This window comes from Aliiglaciecola aliphaticivorans, assembly GCF_054782055.1.
The window spans coordinates 75,948-90,225 of sequence record NZ_BAAGTF010000007.1 but is presented as its reverse complement, the minus strand read 5'-3'; the positions used below and the strand labels follow the sequence as shown (position 1 = coordinate 90,225).

Annotated in this window: 13 protein-coding genes; all 13 read right to left on the bottom strand. The window is 42.5% G+C overall.

All coding sequences use genetic code 11. The features are described 5' to 3' along the window. Positions 1 to 460: 460 nt before the first annotated feature. Positions 461 to 1,810 (bottom strand): DUF6701 domain-containing protein, encoded by a 1,350-nt coding sequence (locus tag ACYVIL_RS04715; RefSeq protein WP_460311749.1) that lies wholly within the window; start codon positions 1,808 to 1,810, stop codon positions 461 to 463. After that, positions 1,791 to 4,799: a LamG domain-containing protein gene (locus ACYVIL_RS04710; RefSeq protein ID WP_460311748.1), complete on the bottom strand. Its 3,009-nt coding sequence runs from the start codon at positions 4,797 to 4,799 to the stop codon at positions 1,791 to 1,793. Before ACYVIL_RS04710 ends, ACYVIL_RS04715 begins: the two co-directional genes overlap by 20 nt. A gap of 2 nt (positions 4,800 to 4,801) precedes the next feature. After that, a complete protein-coding gene (locus ACYVIL_RS04705; RefSeq protein WP_460311747.1) occupies positions 4,802 to 5,236 on the bottom strand; it encodes a pilus assembly PilX family protein in 435 nt (144 codons plus the stop codon). Next, positions 5,226 to 6,047: a prepilin-type N-terminal cleavage/methylation domain-containing protein gene (locus tag ACYVIL_RS04700; protein ID WP_460311746.1), complete on the bottom strand. Its 822-nt coding sequence runs from the start codon at positions 6,045 to 6,047 to the stop codon at positions 5,226 to 5,228. The genes ACYVIL_RS04705 and ACYVIL_RS04700 overlap by 11 nt, the downstream gene beginning before the upstream one ends. After that, positions 6,047 to 6,652 carry a type IV pilus modification PilV family protein gene (locus tag ACYVIL_RS04695; RefSeq protein ID WP_460311745.1) on the bottom strand — a complete coding sequence of 202 codons (606 nt, stop codon included), beginning with the start codon at positions 6,650 to 6,652 and terminating at the stop codon, positions 6,047 to 6,049. The genes ACYVIL_RS04700 and ACYVIL_RS04695 overlap by 1 nt, the downstream gene beginning before the upstream one ends. Next, positions 6,639 to 7,172 (bottom strand): prepilin-type N-terminal cleavage/methylation domain-containing protein, encoded by a 534-nt coding sequence (locus ACYVIL_RS04690; RefSeq protein WP_303476923.1) that lies wholly within the window; start codon positions 7,170 to 7,172, stop codon positions 6,639 to 6,641. Before ACYVIL_RS04690 ends, ACYVIL_RS04695 begins: the two co-directional genes overlap by 14 nt. A gap of 43 nt (positions 7,173 to 7,215) precedes the next feature. Further along, complete coding sequence (locus tag ACYVIL_RS04685; RefSeq protein ID WP_303476920.1) at positions 7,216 to 7,728, bottom strand: prepilin-type N-terminal cleavage/methylation domain-containing protein; 513 nt, start codon at positions 7,726 to 7,728, stop codon at positions 7,216 to 7,218. A gap of 112 nt (positions 7,729 to 7,840) precedes the next feature. Then, positions 7,841 to 8,434: a prepilin-type N-terminal cleavage/methylation domain-containing protein gene (locus ACYVIL_RS04680; protein ID WP_303476918.1), complete on the bottom strand. Its 594-nt coding sequence runs from the start codon at positions 8,432 to 8,434 to the stop codon at positions 7,841 to 7,843. A 173-nt stretch (positions 8,435 to 8,607) separates the two neighbouring features. After that, on the bottom strand, positions 8,608 to 9,138 hold the full coding sequence (locus tag ACYVIL_RS04675; protein ID WP_460311744.1) for a hypothetical protein: 531 nt from the start codon (positions 9,136 to 9,138) through the stop codon (positions 8,608 to 8,610). A gap of 32 nt (positions 9,139 to 9,170) precedes the next feature. Next, positions 9,171 to 10,400: a type II secretion system F family protein gene (locus ACYVIL_RS04670; RefSeq protein ID WP_303476913.1), complete on the bottom strand. Its 1,230-nt coding sequence runs from the start codon at positions 10,398 to 10,400 to the stop codon at positions 9,171 to 9,173. Further along, positions 10,387 to 12,162: a GspE/PulE family protein gene (locus ACYVIL_RS04665; protein WP_303476909.1), complete on the bottom strand. Its 1,776-nt coding sequence runs from the start codon at positions 12,160 to 12,162 to the stop codon at positions 10,387 to 10,389. The genes ACYVIL_RS04670 and ACYVIL_RS04665 overlap by 14 nt, the downstream gene beginning before the upstream one ends. Continuing rightward, the gene (locus ACYVIL_RS04660) at positions 12,162 to 13,376 is read right to left on the bottom strand and encodes a tetratricopeptide repeat protein (protein WP_460311743.1); all 1,215 of its coding nucleotides are present in this window, start codon (positions 13,374 to 13,376) and stop codon (positions 12,162 to 12,164) included. The genes ACYVIL_RS04665 and ACYVIL_RS04660 overlap by 1 nt, the downstream gene beginning before the upstream one ends. Continuing rightward, on the bottom strand, positions 13,373 to 14,278 hold the full coding sequence (locus ACYVIL_RS04655; protein ID WP_303476906.1) for an ExeA family protein: 906 nt from the start codon (positions 14,276 to 14,278) through the stop codon (positions 13,373 to 13,375). The genes ACYVIL_RS04660 and ACYVIL_RS04655 overlap by 4 nt, the downstream gene beginning before the upstream one ends.

The window sequence follows — 14,278 nt, the reverse complement described above, 5'->3', positions numbered from 1 at the left end:
CATGCTACAAGAACACCTGTAGGCGGGTGCTTTAGCCCCGTACAAGATCGACGGAACATGCAATATGCCCATGGCCTAAAGACCATGCTACAAAAAAACCTGTAGGCGGCGGCTTTAGCCCCGTACAAGATCAGGGGAACATGCGATATGCCCATGGCCTAAAGACCATGCTACAAGCCCCGCACAAGATCAGCGGAACATGCGATATGCCCATGGCCTGAAGACCATGCTACAAAAAAACCTGTAGGCGGTTGCTTTAGCCCCGTACAAGATCAGGGGAACATGCATTATGCCCATGGCCTAAAGACCATGCTACAAGAACACCTGTAGGCGGGTGCTTTAGCCCCGCGCAAGATCAGCGGAACATGCATTATGCCCATGGCCTAAAGACCATGCTACACATACCGTGCAGCCCCTAAACATCCATGGCCTGAAGACCATGCTACATTATCGTGGAAGATTAATTTCCGGTTTCGCGCCAATGTATAATTCGGTCGTTTCCGCGAAACTGGCCAAAGGAAACAATCGCCGATGGATTGCCAATCCCACTATCGCTTCCATTCCAGTCATACTGCAAAAAATCATCCCAAGTAATTGAGGCATCCCCGACAGGTAACAACTCAATCCGATACTCGCCCATAACTGAAATATCTGCATTTTTGACGTCAATGCCCTCAAAACCGAGGGTTTTGCCGCTGGTCATACCAAAATCGCTGGTTAACACGCTAATTGCTGAAGTACTCGAACCACTGGAATCTGTGATACTGAAATCACTCGCAGTTAAGGTTAGTAAGGTACAAGTATCATCGGTGTTTTGAATAAAATCAGTTCCATTAAAATACTCAGTTGAAACGGGTAGCAGAATGTTTTCTGTCTCTGGGCCAAACCCGTTATCTATAACAATCCGTCCCCAACGATATTCAGTTCCGCCAATAGCCACTAAATTAAGCATATTATTAGTATCATCCAAAGCAACAACTGAAGAGACAGCATCACAGTCATCATTTATGTCATAACTTTGATGGTAACAGACCGGCGCACTAGCATAAGTGCTGTCAGTGAAGAAACTCGGTAAAATGTTCATTTCCAAACTCGCCGAAAAAGGACCATAAGGCGTAGTTGATTTAGAATAATTTATATATGCATTATTTATTGTTAAGGCTCTGCTACCTGCAACGCCTTGATCGGTCACATCCATATCTGGAGAACCATAAAAGTTGATACTGCCAACATGTCCACTATCAGACATAATTATATAATCTTCACTCGAAGAACCTAACCACGACCATAAACTATCTAGTTGATAGTGGGTGGTAATGTTTCCTTTTGCATTCATTGCGGTCACAACGAATTGCGGAGGTGTCGCAAAAGCCGTGTTCTGACCTAAATATGTAAAACCAGATGTTACCGCACAGTTATCCGCTAACTGGGGCGAGTTTGCATCCACATCAAAATATGCGGGTATAAAGAGGCCCAAAGTAATAGGGCTGCCGCCGCCGGCAGAAGTGGAGCCTATCGTATGACCGAAATAATCTGCATCACGAATATCCAAATTAACCGTCCCATACTCAGCATAATCGGCGGTAAAACTATACACACCATTACTGCTGGCAATATTTGTATTACTGGCAGAAATGACACTTGACTTAAAGCTGCCGGTTTCAGAGGCGACAATAGTACCGCTTTGCGCATACGTCAGCACACCGCTATCACCGCTGATACTTGTTGGAAGAGCTCGCTGTAGCCACAATTCAATTTGCTGTGGCTGATAGTTAGGTAAAATCCCGTTATCACTTCCCCGCGCTGTCACCTCTAAGCCAAACTCCCCCCCCTGCACGACTCAAAGACGTAGTTGAAGTAGATTGTATGTCTATTCTGTCAGGGTAAACCACAAATTGAGTAGACCCACTTAAGTAAGTGGCATCATCAATTTCACTTTGCACAGATAGACTTATTTGTCCTGCGTCTGCATAAGAGAAAGCCCCTAAAGAGGCGTAACCATTACTATCGAAAGTCAATGACACGGTAGCGTCTGAGCCTGAGTTAATAGTGACACTTCCGGTTTGTACTGGCGTTAAACAGCTACTCGGATCATCACAACTTAAATTAAAGGTTAAATCTTGGGCCCCCACAAGGGCTGCGACACATTGATTACTGCCACTGGAATCATCCGTTTGAATTGCCCGTAGTTGAGCCGAAGTAAAGTTACTCTCGGCTATCTGATCAGGGAAAGTGTCTGTTTTGCTAGCACCGATAAACTGAAAACCAGCATCACTGAAGGTTAAATCACAACTTCCACCTGAGACCCCGGTACATTCAACATTTTCATCCACCACATCTAAGGTCACAGTACCAGGATCAGGTTTACTCAAGGTTAAACTGGCTGGAGTATCCGCTAAAATAGTTACCGTTTCACCATCAGGCCAACCAGTATTAGGGCTCACCTTAACGGTAATATCTTGATCATAAAGCTCACTACAACTTTCATTAGCACAGGCTTTTATAGTGACAGGCTCAGGGTCGCAGGTTAAACCATTGCCATCATGATCAATTAGGTATTTATACACAAACGAACAAGTACTTAGGGCATCTTTGTCGAAATTCACCTCTGTGCTAGTTTGCACATAGTTATAAATACGAACTTCATCAAATTCGCCATTTGCAGAATTTTGAGTACTGCCATTGGAGAGATAGGCACTGCGATTATCACCTATGTATAAAGTGTCAAAATCGCCTATTTCAGTACTTAATCCCGATTGCGCAGTAATAGAAACACTTTGCTTAACGCCATCTAAATAGATTGCACTTGTTTTTGACTCTAAATCATAAGTTACTGCAACATGCACCCAAGTATCGGCTGCATAGGAAAGGCTCAATTTAGTTTGTGCACCAAAATTAAGGTCGTTTTCATCTTCTAGTTTAAAATCAAGCTGGCCACCGCTTAAAATCGCAAAGTAAAAGAACCGAGAGTTACCCACATCACCTCCTACATCGGTTGATGCATCGAATAGCTGACGGGAATTGCCTGAATTCCAAGCCTCATTACTGCGATACCAAAATGAAATACTTCCTTTGTTGCCTATGACATTAACATCGATACCTGTGTCAATCCCATTAAACTGGCTGTCTAAGCTAGCATTAGCAGGTATTTCCATAGCACGACAGGCAACTTGTTCCGATGGATTAATGGGGATTGCCGCACCTAACGCCGTTGCATGATAGCCATTACTGGAGGAATCCGTGACTGCGTTGGCGCCTAGCCATTCACTTTGCTCAAATTGATATTGAGCAACTAGAATATCCGTTTCACAGGTAATACAAACACTTTCTGACTCCGCAAACAGGTCATTCACTTCCTCTTGACTCATCTGCCCTTGGTATAGACGCACATCATCTATTTCACCCATAAAGTAGTCTTTTAAATCATCAGGGGCAGATTCATTATCACCGGTGTGGGATGCTCCAGCACCTAATATTATTGGCTCAGGGTTTCCGTCAATACCGCCTGTGTAGGTATTGGTCGCAACCAATTGTTTATCAATATAAACTTTTACCCCAGAGCTGCCAAATGTGTACACCAAATGATGCCATTGGTTTTCAGAAATTAAGTTTGCGCTCGAACTAAGGTTGTAGTTCTTTGAGGTCGACTGGTGCCTGGCCTTGATGGCTCCATTTGACCCAACGTATATCGTTAAGTGTCCACCGCCGCTATCAAACCCCGTAGAATCTTTTGAAAATAGGGCTCGTCCATTAAAGTATGAATTACTTGGAGGGTCTAAATCATCAAGTCGAAACCACATGGCGATACTGCCATCGCTCAATTCAAAATTAGCATCGTGGGGAATATTGATATGTTCGCCGTTACCGGCATATTCACTGGCTTGACATAGCTTACCGTTGATATCAATGTTAGCACCGTCAATTGCGGTACCATTTTTACCAGCAACAATATCGATAACTTCGCCACTGGTGCCATCTAATGAGCAAACATCCATTGGCCAATGGGAGACTAAAACTGCGTCTAATTCTTCGCAATCTGGTTCTGTACTAGCCAAACTAAGCACTTGTGAATTTGAAAGTTTAAAGTCATAGATATAAACGTCTTCAAATTGTCCATTTGCTGAGTTACCCGTACCTTGGTTAACAATATAATTGCTGCGATTATCACCGATATAGAGAGTATCCATATCGCCAAGAAAATTGCGTAAGCTACCATCGGTTCTTGTTAAAACCGTTCCAGATCCACCAGAAATTTCATAAATTTGAATCCGCTTATTTGATAAGTCCCATGTAACGGTAATGTGAACCCATTCATCTGCAGCATAGGATAATCCGGTGCGCTCGGCAGTAATATCGTAATCATTGTCGTCTTCTATGCCAAACTGTAAAGTTCCTCCCCCCAATGAGAGATAAAAATACTTATCCTGGCTAGGTGCTTGGTTTGATGCATCGAGTAACTGCCGTTTAGTTGAGTTAGACCAAGACAAATTGCTGCGATACCAAAAGGCGATACTACCGTCATTACCAACCTGGTTTAAATCAACTTGCGTATCCACTGCGTCTTGCTCAGAAGAACTTGTATTGCGAGGAACATTTAATAAACGGCATGAGCCAGCTGAATACGAGACAGGTGAAACATCGCCTACTGGACTACCATGGTTGTTCTTATCTGAACTATCTAAGACAGAATCACTACCTGTCCATTCCAACTGATTAAATTGATAAAACCCTTCAACCTCATCAGCGTCAACAGCCCAGCTTGCCAACAGTAAAAAAACAACTGCATATAGAATTCTCATCTTCACTCCACAATTGCATCAACTGCCACAGTTCGACTAGCAACTATCCTTCCTGATTGGCAAATTCCAGTACTTTCAAAATGGTAGTATTGGGTGGTCTCATCTTCATATCCAGTGGTTAAGGTGCAACTTGAGACAGTGAGACAGTTCTGTAGTCCTGGCACAGAAGCGAAGGAAAACGTACTTAAGCTATCGCAACTACCAGAACCGTCTTGAGTTAAAGGAAATGCGTCTTTAACATTGCGCTCCATAGATGATTGAGCAGCATGTAAAGCTCTAGCACCGTAGACTTCATGGATGATGGAATCGGAAGATGAACTCAGTAGCTTAACCATAGTCAGACCTAATAGGGTCATAATGACAATCACAAACAAGGCAATAATGAGCATGCTGCCAGATTGTTGATGCATGGTTTTTTGAAAAGGCTTAGGGGACATTTGGAATATGTATCTCGTTGTTAAAAACGACGAGCTCCTCATTCAATTCAAAGCGTAAAAGTGTAATAACAAAGGCATTGCGGGTTAAACTTGCCTCTGCAATTCGAAATGGCATATCTTGAGTTGAACCGGTTAAATCATTTTGAATATTTTCAGCCATAAGCACCGCGCCACTAATGGACGTCGATTGAAAAGGCGACGTGGGGTACTGCTGCTTACGATATAATTTGTTATCAGTGACACAGAAACTAACAGGTGCCCCGGTAACATATGCCCTAGAACTGGGCGAATCCGTTTCAAATTGCTCCTCTGTTGCCAATCTCACGACTAACTTTTTAGAGTCTTCGGAATCTAGTTCCGGCTCACTTCCAAGGTAAAAACGCCGAGAAGACTCTCCATAAACGTGATCCACTGAGGTGGGATAGACGATGATAGATTGGTCATCTTCAAAGCTATAATCATTTACAGCCGCATCTGTTGCAATCAGTTTAATTTCGTCACTTGCAGGCTCTGGAGCAACGGGTATATCAAAATAGAAACTACTAAATAGTATGGGAGTAAATTCCAGGCATTGTATGCTGCTATCCCCTGCAATTCGTAAGCTGTTTGGTAGGGCGTTACTAATTTCCAGGTTCATGCGCTGTATTGCAAACCGTCCTTGACTTAACAACTTGTCTCGCTCTACTACATCCACATAAATTTCTGTGCTTGTGCGTATAAAGCCGGCAATGCCCACTGAAACCACACTTAATACCACCAGCACTGTTATCATTTCAACTAAAGTAAAACCGCCTTGTTTAATCCGTTGCATTAGTAATTACTCCGGTAAGCGGAAAACTCAATGGTTTCCCCCCCTGGCGTAGTTACATAAACGAGGATCAGTTTAGATGACTGATCACTATCGGTTACGCCATCCATATTCCCGTCGTAAGTCACCAAAACCGAAATACTAAAACCAGCGTACAGATTTTGACCGTCCACTAACAATATTTCGCCTAAGGAATTACGAATGATAGCATCAGAAAAACCGGCGCCCTGCTGTAGCCCATGGTAGTCATCAACGTCATCGAAGTTCGAATTTGTATTGTTGCGAAACTCTGAACTATCAGGGCCAAAGTTGCCAATAGGCGTGCAACTAATCTCCCCTGCGTCATCTAAATCACCATCATCATTCAAGTCATCGTTACAGCGAACACTGTTTTGACTATTTTCGTCATACCCCATTGCGGTAATTTCACTAATAATAGTATTCGCTAATTCGGTGGCTCTAACTTGCATAATGGGGTCAACACTCTTTCCAGCTTGAGGGAATATCAACGTGGTAATGAACGTTAAGGCAATTGCGAAAACCACAATGCCAATAATCATTTCTATTAACGTAAACCCTGCTTGAGCTTTAGAATTAGTCACAGGCATGTATATATCCCTGGGACTCAATACAAACCGATACCTCAGTATCACCCTGAAAGGTAATTTCTATAGCATTTGCACAAAAGCCACTGCCGTTATCAGGACAACCAAATCGATTAAACAATATGCTGCCACCTCCACTGGTAATAGTCACATTATCGGCTTCCATTTCATCGATGTTGGCGACCATGTAGGCTGCCTCTTCGGAGCTATCAATGGTAGTTGAGCAAGACAATGCACGGGTACTATTTTTGTAAATAAGCGTCGGTGGACCAAACGAAGAATTTGCGCCAGTAAATATGTTCACCTGGAAACAATAGTCTTCGCGAGTATCGTTCATTGCGCGTTGTTGCATAGTGCGAAGAGAAGATATTAGACGAGCTTGATAAGTGTATTCTGCTACCCCTCCTGTTCCTTGGAAGCGAGGGGCAACAACTACGGCAAGAATACCCAGTATAATAACCACCACAATAAGCTCCACTATAGTGAAGCCTTTGGTATGCGTAATATTAGATGATATTCTCACCGTTATTCATCTGCAAAAAACCAGTTTTAATTGGCTTTGCTAATTAACAGCCAGTATCAACCACGGTAATGACTGGAGCACTATTTGCGTCAGCCGCATCGGTATAAATTACGTGGCATGCGTCATCGGTATAATCTGTCGCTGTTCCACCCGGTGCTATACCAAAAGTTCCAGCATCAGGAGTGGTCGCATCAGCAGTACCTAATACAAAGTTGAAATCGGTACCAATATCCAATTGTACCCAGCCAGCTAACATTGCTTCTGTCATTTCTTCTGCATCTGGGTATCCAAAGTCAGTCTGAACATCAACACCACTTACCGACACTTCAGAGGTATCATCCCCTGCGTTGGCTACAGTTTGTTGACCAGCAATAGCTGATTTTGCGTATACCAACTGTGCACCACTTTGCATAGCAGCTTTCACACCTTTCAGGGTACTAGCTGTAGCATCACTGCTTAAGTCGATAAATCTTGGAGCGGCGGTTACCGCTAAAATACCTAAGATCACTATAACTATGATCAATTCTATTAATGTAAATCCGCGTTGTTGTTGCATGGTAGTTTCCTCAGTTTAAGTTTTATAATCTCAAGTTTTTAAATTATATAAAATAGCAAAATAGTAAATTTGGGTATGCCTAACGATACTTTTGTATCGTATTTTTTACAGCCTAATTGTTACTAAAAACAATTACCTGACCAATTCTAGGATCATAGATAAAGCCGTTTCCGGAATTTCTATCCGTGGGCTCAACGGTTAAGTTTTTAATGGTTTGAGTAAGATAATAAAAACACAAATCGTTGCCACCAGAGCCTTGTCCATCACTTGAATTAGTGAAATAACGGTAATCTTCAAAGGGTAAATCATTCCAATCAGAAGAAATCGTAGGTGCGCTTTGCATGATTAAGTTAAATGTACTTTCACAATCAAGGTTATTTATATTGTCATCTTCAGTACTAGAATCGTTGCTAAGTTGCCCCGTGGGATACCCGGTGTCTTTGTCAATTCCCACTTGCACACCGTCAATCTCTACGGATGTGGTGTTTGTGCCAAAGTTTTCTTCTGGACGACCTTCCAATTCCCAGGCTGCACGTACTAAACCAACACCCGTCGCAAAGCCACCAGCAACACCTTCAACAGTGGCATCTTCGGCGTCTTTTGTAATATCCAACATTCGTGGCAACGCTGTTGCAGCAAGTAGCCCCAGAACGATGACCACTACGACTAGTTCGATAAGGGTAAAACCCCGTTGTTTAGTTTGCATGATTAACCTACCTTTTAGCTGATGAGAGGTACCAGTTGAAAAATTCAAAAGCGACCCCTTCTTTATACCCAATTTCAATTTATATAATTCGTTTGTAACTATCTAACTTTGTTAACAGTAATTTTGTCAATAACCTACATTCGCTTTACCATTTCAAACTAGAATTTAGTTTGCTAATCCAACAAGGGACTGACTTGCCCACTTGCAATTTGGTATTCGAAATAGGGCCCTACGGATAACCTAAAACGACATTTAGCATCATTTACCGCATCTTCAGGATCCGTGTCAGCAAAATATTCCGGGTAAACCTTAAAGCCTTCAACGCTCATAGAAACATTGAGAATGGTTTGCCATAATTTTTCACACCCCTTAGTACTTGGCGCGGTTTTTGGGTAACCATTTAAACCCATTTCAATGGGTCGTCGGTCTTTTTCTACCGCTTGGTTATTTCCGTCAGGTTGTGATTCGTAATGTACTAAAATAATTATTCTTGGCCGACCTTCAGCCTGCCATTGCCAATGTGAATTTGTCACACTTTGTGAAAACCTCTGCTGTAAGTTTTCCATCGCAACGTACTTCATATCAGGGGAGCTAGTATTAAAATACAGCACAAAACTAGTGAGAATAGTGATAAACACGATTAACACTACAATTTTGCCGAATAACTGGCTGCTACTTTCTTGTCCCGCCTGATTTTTATCCAATTCAATTCCTAATCATACACTTTTAGGCCACACTAACGACCTTTGTACGCGCCCATCATTTCCCACATGGGAGTAAATATACCTAGCGCTAAAATCAACACCATCACTGCAACAATGACGATGAGTATAGGTTCAATTTTAGACGTTAAACTCTTTAAGTCATAATCCACTTCACGTTCGTAATAATCGGCTACCTCTGCGAGTAGTTCATCTACGCGTCCAGTTTCTTCGCCTACCGTGATCATTTGCATCACCAGGGGAGTGAATAATTCACTTGCATGGGCCACACGAGACAAACTTTCGCCTTTTTCGATGCTGCGCCGCATATTCAAAATTCTTTCCGACATAAAACGATTATCGACCGCATCAGCCACTAAATTAAGGGCTGCGGTCAGGGGAACCCCTGATACTAACATCATCGAAAAACTTCTAGCAAAACGTCCTAATAGTGTGCGCTCTAACACACCACCAATAACCGGTAAGCCTAGTTTACGTTTATCCCATTTATATCGGCCTACATCAGTGTTCAAATAACGTCTAATCCCGTAAATAACACCGCCAACAATAATTAGCATAAAGGGCCATTTGGTTACAAACATATCTGACATGCCAATCAAAAAGCGAGTCATTAATGGCAGTTCAGCGTCGAATTTTTTAAACATATCTGCAAATACTGGGATAACAAATATGTTCATCACGATCAGAGCAGCAATTAAGGCTAATATCACGAAAAAGGGGTAACGCATGGCCGATTTAATCTGTTTACGGGTTTCTTGTTCACGAATCAAATAATCAGATAGCTGCAAAAAAGCATCGTCTAATTTACCGGTGTTCTCCCCAACATGCACAACAGAAACAAACAATTGGTTAAAAATTTCGGGATGTTGATGCAAAGCAGACGAAAATGTTCTGCCTCGTTCTAATTGTTCTGCAACATCCTTTAATGCCAATTCCATCCGTTTCGAATTAGTGGAATCGGCTAAACCATTTACCGCTCGTAATATGGGAATACCCGCACGAGTAAGGGAATACATTTGCCGCGAAAAAATGACTAAATCTTCTAAACTGACTTTTGGCGTAAAGAAGTTTATTTCACTACTTTGTTGCTTAGCACCACTTTGTTCACTACTTTCATAAATATTAAGGGGAGTAACATTGCGTCCAACTAAAATTTTAGCCGCAGTAGACTGATCCACGGCTTCGATTAAGCCGCTAGTTAGCTCACCATTAGATGTGCGTCCAGTGTAATTAAACTGAGCCATCTACCTCACCTTCATGATTTGAACTGCTATGTTCTGAATCCTGTTGTTGAACTCCCTTATCGTCACTTTCTGCAACCATTTCCACAAGTCGAAGTACCTCTTCCACAGTGGTAAAGCCTAATTTTGCATATGACAGGGCAACACTAGCTAAAGGTGAATATCCAGGACTGTTTTGAGCAGCATGGCTAAATGCGACAGTATCTGCATTTTTCAACGCATCCATCATAGTTTCGGTCATTTCAAGTAGCTCAAAAACCCCTAAGCGACCGCGATAACCTTTCTGATTGCAGTTTTGACACCCAGTGCCTTTTTTAAAGGTGGCGCTTTTGGCACTGGCATCAATATTACTAAGCCAAAACATTTCCTCTTCATTTGGGGTGTAATCAACCTGACAGTTGTCGCAAACTCTTCTTACCAATCGTTGGGCGATAATTGCCCTGAGTGAACTCGCGACCAGATAACCTGGCGCGCCCATATCTAATAGTCGGATTGCACTACTGATAGCGTCATTTGTGTGCAAGGTAGACAGCACCAAGTGACCGGTTAAGGCGCCTCGTAGGCCTATTTCTACGGTTTCTGCATCACGCATCTCCCCAACCATAATAATATCGGGATCTTGACGAAGGGTAGTTCTAAGAATATTGGAAAACGTTAAGTCTATCTTATTGTTAATTTGAACCTGATTGATTCGTGGTAAACGATATTCAACTGGGTCTTCAACCGTAATAATTTTCGTATCGGGTTTGTTCAGCTCACTTAGCGCGCCATATAAAGTGGTTGTTTTACCTGAGCCGGTTGGCCCTGTAACCAGAATCATACCGTGGGGACGTTGCAGTAGAACTCTTAGGCGTCGCAGCATTGGGCCGGGCATGCCAGTTTGTTCAAGGGTCAGCAATCCAGCGGACTGATCAAGCAAACGCATCACCACAGATTCACCGTTTTGCACTGGCATAGTCGACAGTCGCACATCAACGGTGTGCCCTTTAATGCGCACTTGAGTGCGTCCATCTTGGGGCAAACGTTTCTCAGAAATATCCAGTCCCGACATCAATTTCAAGCGAAGCACCAATGCTGAGGCAATGTTCTTTTCTTTAATAATGGTTTCTTGCAAAGAGCCATCTACACGTTGCCGAATCCGCAATAAGCCTTCATCTGGTTCAATGTGAATATCTGAAGCTTTCGCTTGTAATGCATCTTCAAAGATGGATTGTAATAATCGAGCCACCGCGGTGTCTTGTTCAGACTCCAGACCACTGGCAAAATCAAACTCATCTTCGTTTTGATATTCTTCCGCCAACTCCTGGGCGAAGGATGCAATCTCTTCAGTGCGTCGATAGAAGCTATCGTATGCTGCGAATAATTGAGATTGAGAAACTACCGCTAATTTTAATGGTTTTGATAATAAAGTAGACAAGGCATCAACCGCATTGATGTCTGCAGGATCGCTCATCCCGACCAAAAGATGGTCGCCTTTATCATCTAAAACAATTGCACGGTAGCGACGCGCTTGTACCTCTGGCAATAGTTTTACACTTTCTGGCTGGACCCGATACTCAGGTATACTAATAAGCGGTACTTTCAAATGCTGTGACAAGAACGTCAGTAAGTCGTGCTCTGAAACAAACCCCTGTTCAACCAATACAGCACCCAATTTACGACCGGATTCGCGTTGAGCTGACAACGCCTGCATAAGTTGCTCTTCAGTAATAATGTTGTTTTGAACCAACAAGTCTCCGAGACGGATTTTAGCTTTAGGTTGCATTAGTTAACCCCTGCCAAATAGCGTATTCTTTGTTCAACAAATTCTTCCACCTCGACGGACATTTGGGATAGTTGTTTAACATTCTGATAGGCATCTAACGCCCCACTCATGTTACCTAGTCGTTCTTCAACCACAGCCAAACCTAACCACCATTTGGCGTTTGCAGATTGGCTTTTAGCCAATTGTTGATAATCTATTCTCGCTTGCTCAAAACGGTTTACCTTTTGCGCCAATGTTGCTCTATAGGCCACATAATCGGGAGCTTGATAAGCTGACACTGCGTGAGACATGAGTATTTCGAAACCTTCAACGGGTTTTTTCATTTGTTCATATAGTCTTGCTTGCATAATACGCAGCTCTAAGTTGCCGGGGTACAAATCTATGCCTGTTTGCAAGCTCATAGTGGCTTTTTCATGTTCACCTTGGGCGAATAACATTGATGCCAACCTTTTTCTGGCAGCAGTATTATCTGGCGCAACTTTAACCAGCTTTTGGAGTAATTTAACAGCCGTGCGGTCATCTCCGCGCTTTGACGCCACCTGTATTTGTTGTTTTAAGGTTGCTTTATCAACAGCGGCTTGGCTCGACTTCATTTCGAAGACACCGTCAACGGTGTCGGATTCACCTAGTTTTTGTACTTCGGGCTGGGTAGAGGAAGTCTTCAATTTAGTCAGTTTCTGTTCAACCTTGCGTACCTCTACCTCTTTATCTTGAGTCGCTAATTGTTCACCTACTTCAATGTTTTGGTTATCAACTGACTGCTGTAGGTTATTTTGGCTTAGTTGATAATCACTTTGTTGCTCAACATTTTTTAGGTTTTGTGTGTCAACCGACGGGTTATCGTCTGCTTGTTGATTCACTGGGTTTAGCGGTTCAGATTGTTCAACCAGTTCAAGCTCAGTTACTGTTGATTCATCAGTTTGTAGCCGCTCTGAAACCACTCTAGGTTCTGAATTTGGCGTTTCCTCAAGCTGTTGTAGCGTATTTTGTTCTTGGTTTTCTGGCGTATTGACCACATCGATTGCTGATGTACTTGAGCTGAATAAATTGTCTTTAAAAAGCCACACCAGTAAAATTATTACTGATACCATCAGAATCAGATAAATACTTAAAAACGACTTTTTGGGTTCAGTCGACGGGCGGTAATCTGCTGACAATTCAGGTTCCGCCTTACGCTCCTCAAGATCCTGCAGCATTTTATTTACGACACTCATAACAACCAACTCTCATAAATAAAGGTAGCTGCTAATGCCAATAAAATTAATCCGGCAATAATGAAGATAAGACGTAAATGTCTGCTTGGTAAAAATGCCGCTTCTGTATCGTTGATAGCCAAGTTCACATGCTGAAGTGAGACTTCATGCTTGCCTTCACCATAGGCTAACATCAATGCCTTGTGGCATAATACATTGACAATCCGGGGCGTCCCTTTACTGGCTTTAAATAAACGTTCGCAGCATTTTTTACTAAATAACTCCTGTCCCTTATAGCCAGCTACGGCCATACGGTGCCTTACATACTGATAAACCTGGTCAGCATCCATTAAACGTAAATTATACGAAAACGTAATTCGTTGTTTTAGCTGCCTTAACTCAGGCAATGCGAGCTTTTGATCTAATTCTGGCTGTCCAAACAGCACAACTTGTAATAATTTTCGAGACTCGGTCTCTAAATTCGTCATTAACCTAAGAGCTTCAATACTTTCCATCGGTAAAGCCTGAGCTTCATCGATAATCAATACCACACCTTTGTTTTGTTGATGAATATGAATAAGGCGTTGCTGAATACGATGGGTAAACTCTTGCTGATCAGAATGGTCAGTTAAGGCAACATTGAGCTCATTAGCGACAGATCTGCGCAATTCTGCTGGGCTAAGAAAAGGATTGGGAATATAGGCAGTGACAAAATCCCCCGGCAATTCATTTAATAGCTTACGGCATATGAGTGTTTTACCTGTACCTACCTCGCCTGTCACTTTAATAAAACCTTCACCGGTTTTAAGGGCAGTAATTAACACAGCCAGAGCTTCTTTGTGACTGGGGAGACCAAAGAAGTAGCTAGTATTCGGCGTTAATGTAAACGGTAATTCCTTAATACCGTAATGGTACAGGTACAT

What these genes read in the sequence shown, in the direction of transcription:
- ACYVIL_RS04660 (WP_460311743.1), bottom strand. Translation starts at nt 13,376, where the DNA reads ATGAGTGTCGTAAATAAAATGCTGCAGGATCTTGAGGAGCGTAAGGCG.
- ACYVIL_RS04665 (WP_303476909.1), bottom strand. Translation starts at nt 12,162, where the DNA reads ATGCAACCTAAAGCTAAAATCCGTCTCGGAGACTTGTTGGTTCAAAAC.
- ACYVIL_RS04695 (WP_460311745.1), bottom strand. Translation starts at nt 6,652, where the DNA reads ATGCCTGTGACTAATTCTAAAGCTCAAGCAGGGTTTACGTTAATAGAA.
- ACYVIL_RS04710 (WP_460311748.1), bottom strand. Translation starts at nt 4,799, where the DNA reads ATGAGAATTCTATATGCAGTTGTTTTTTTACTGTTGGCAAGCTGGGCT.
- ACYVIL_RS04655 (WP_303476906.1), bottom strand. Translation starts at nt 14,278, where the DNA reads ATGTACCTGTACCATTACGGTATTAAGGAATTACCGTTTACATTAACG.
- ACYVIL_RS04700 (WP_460311746.1), bottom strand. Translation starts at nt 6,047, where the DNA reads ATGCAACGGATTAAACAAGGCGGTTTTACTTTAGTTGAAATGATAACA.
- ACYVIL_RS04705 (WP_460311747.1), bottom strand. Translation starts at nt 5,236, where the DNA reads ATGTCCCCTAAGCCTTTTCAAAAAACCATGCATCAACAATCTGGCAGC.
- ACYVIL_RS04685 (WP_303476920.1), bottom strand. Translation starts at nt 7,728, where the DNA reads ATGCAACAACAACGCGGATTTACATTAATAGAATTGATCATAGTTATA.
- ACYVIL_RS04670 (WP_303476913.1), bottom strand. Translation starts at nt 10,400, where the DNA reads ATGGCTCAGTTTAATTACACTGGACGCACATCTAATGGTGAGCTAACT.
- ACYVIL_RS04680 (WP_303476918.1), bottom strand. Translation starts at nt 8,434, where the DNA reads ATGCAAACTAAACAACGGGGTTTTACCCTTATCGAACTAGTCGTAGTG.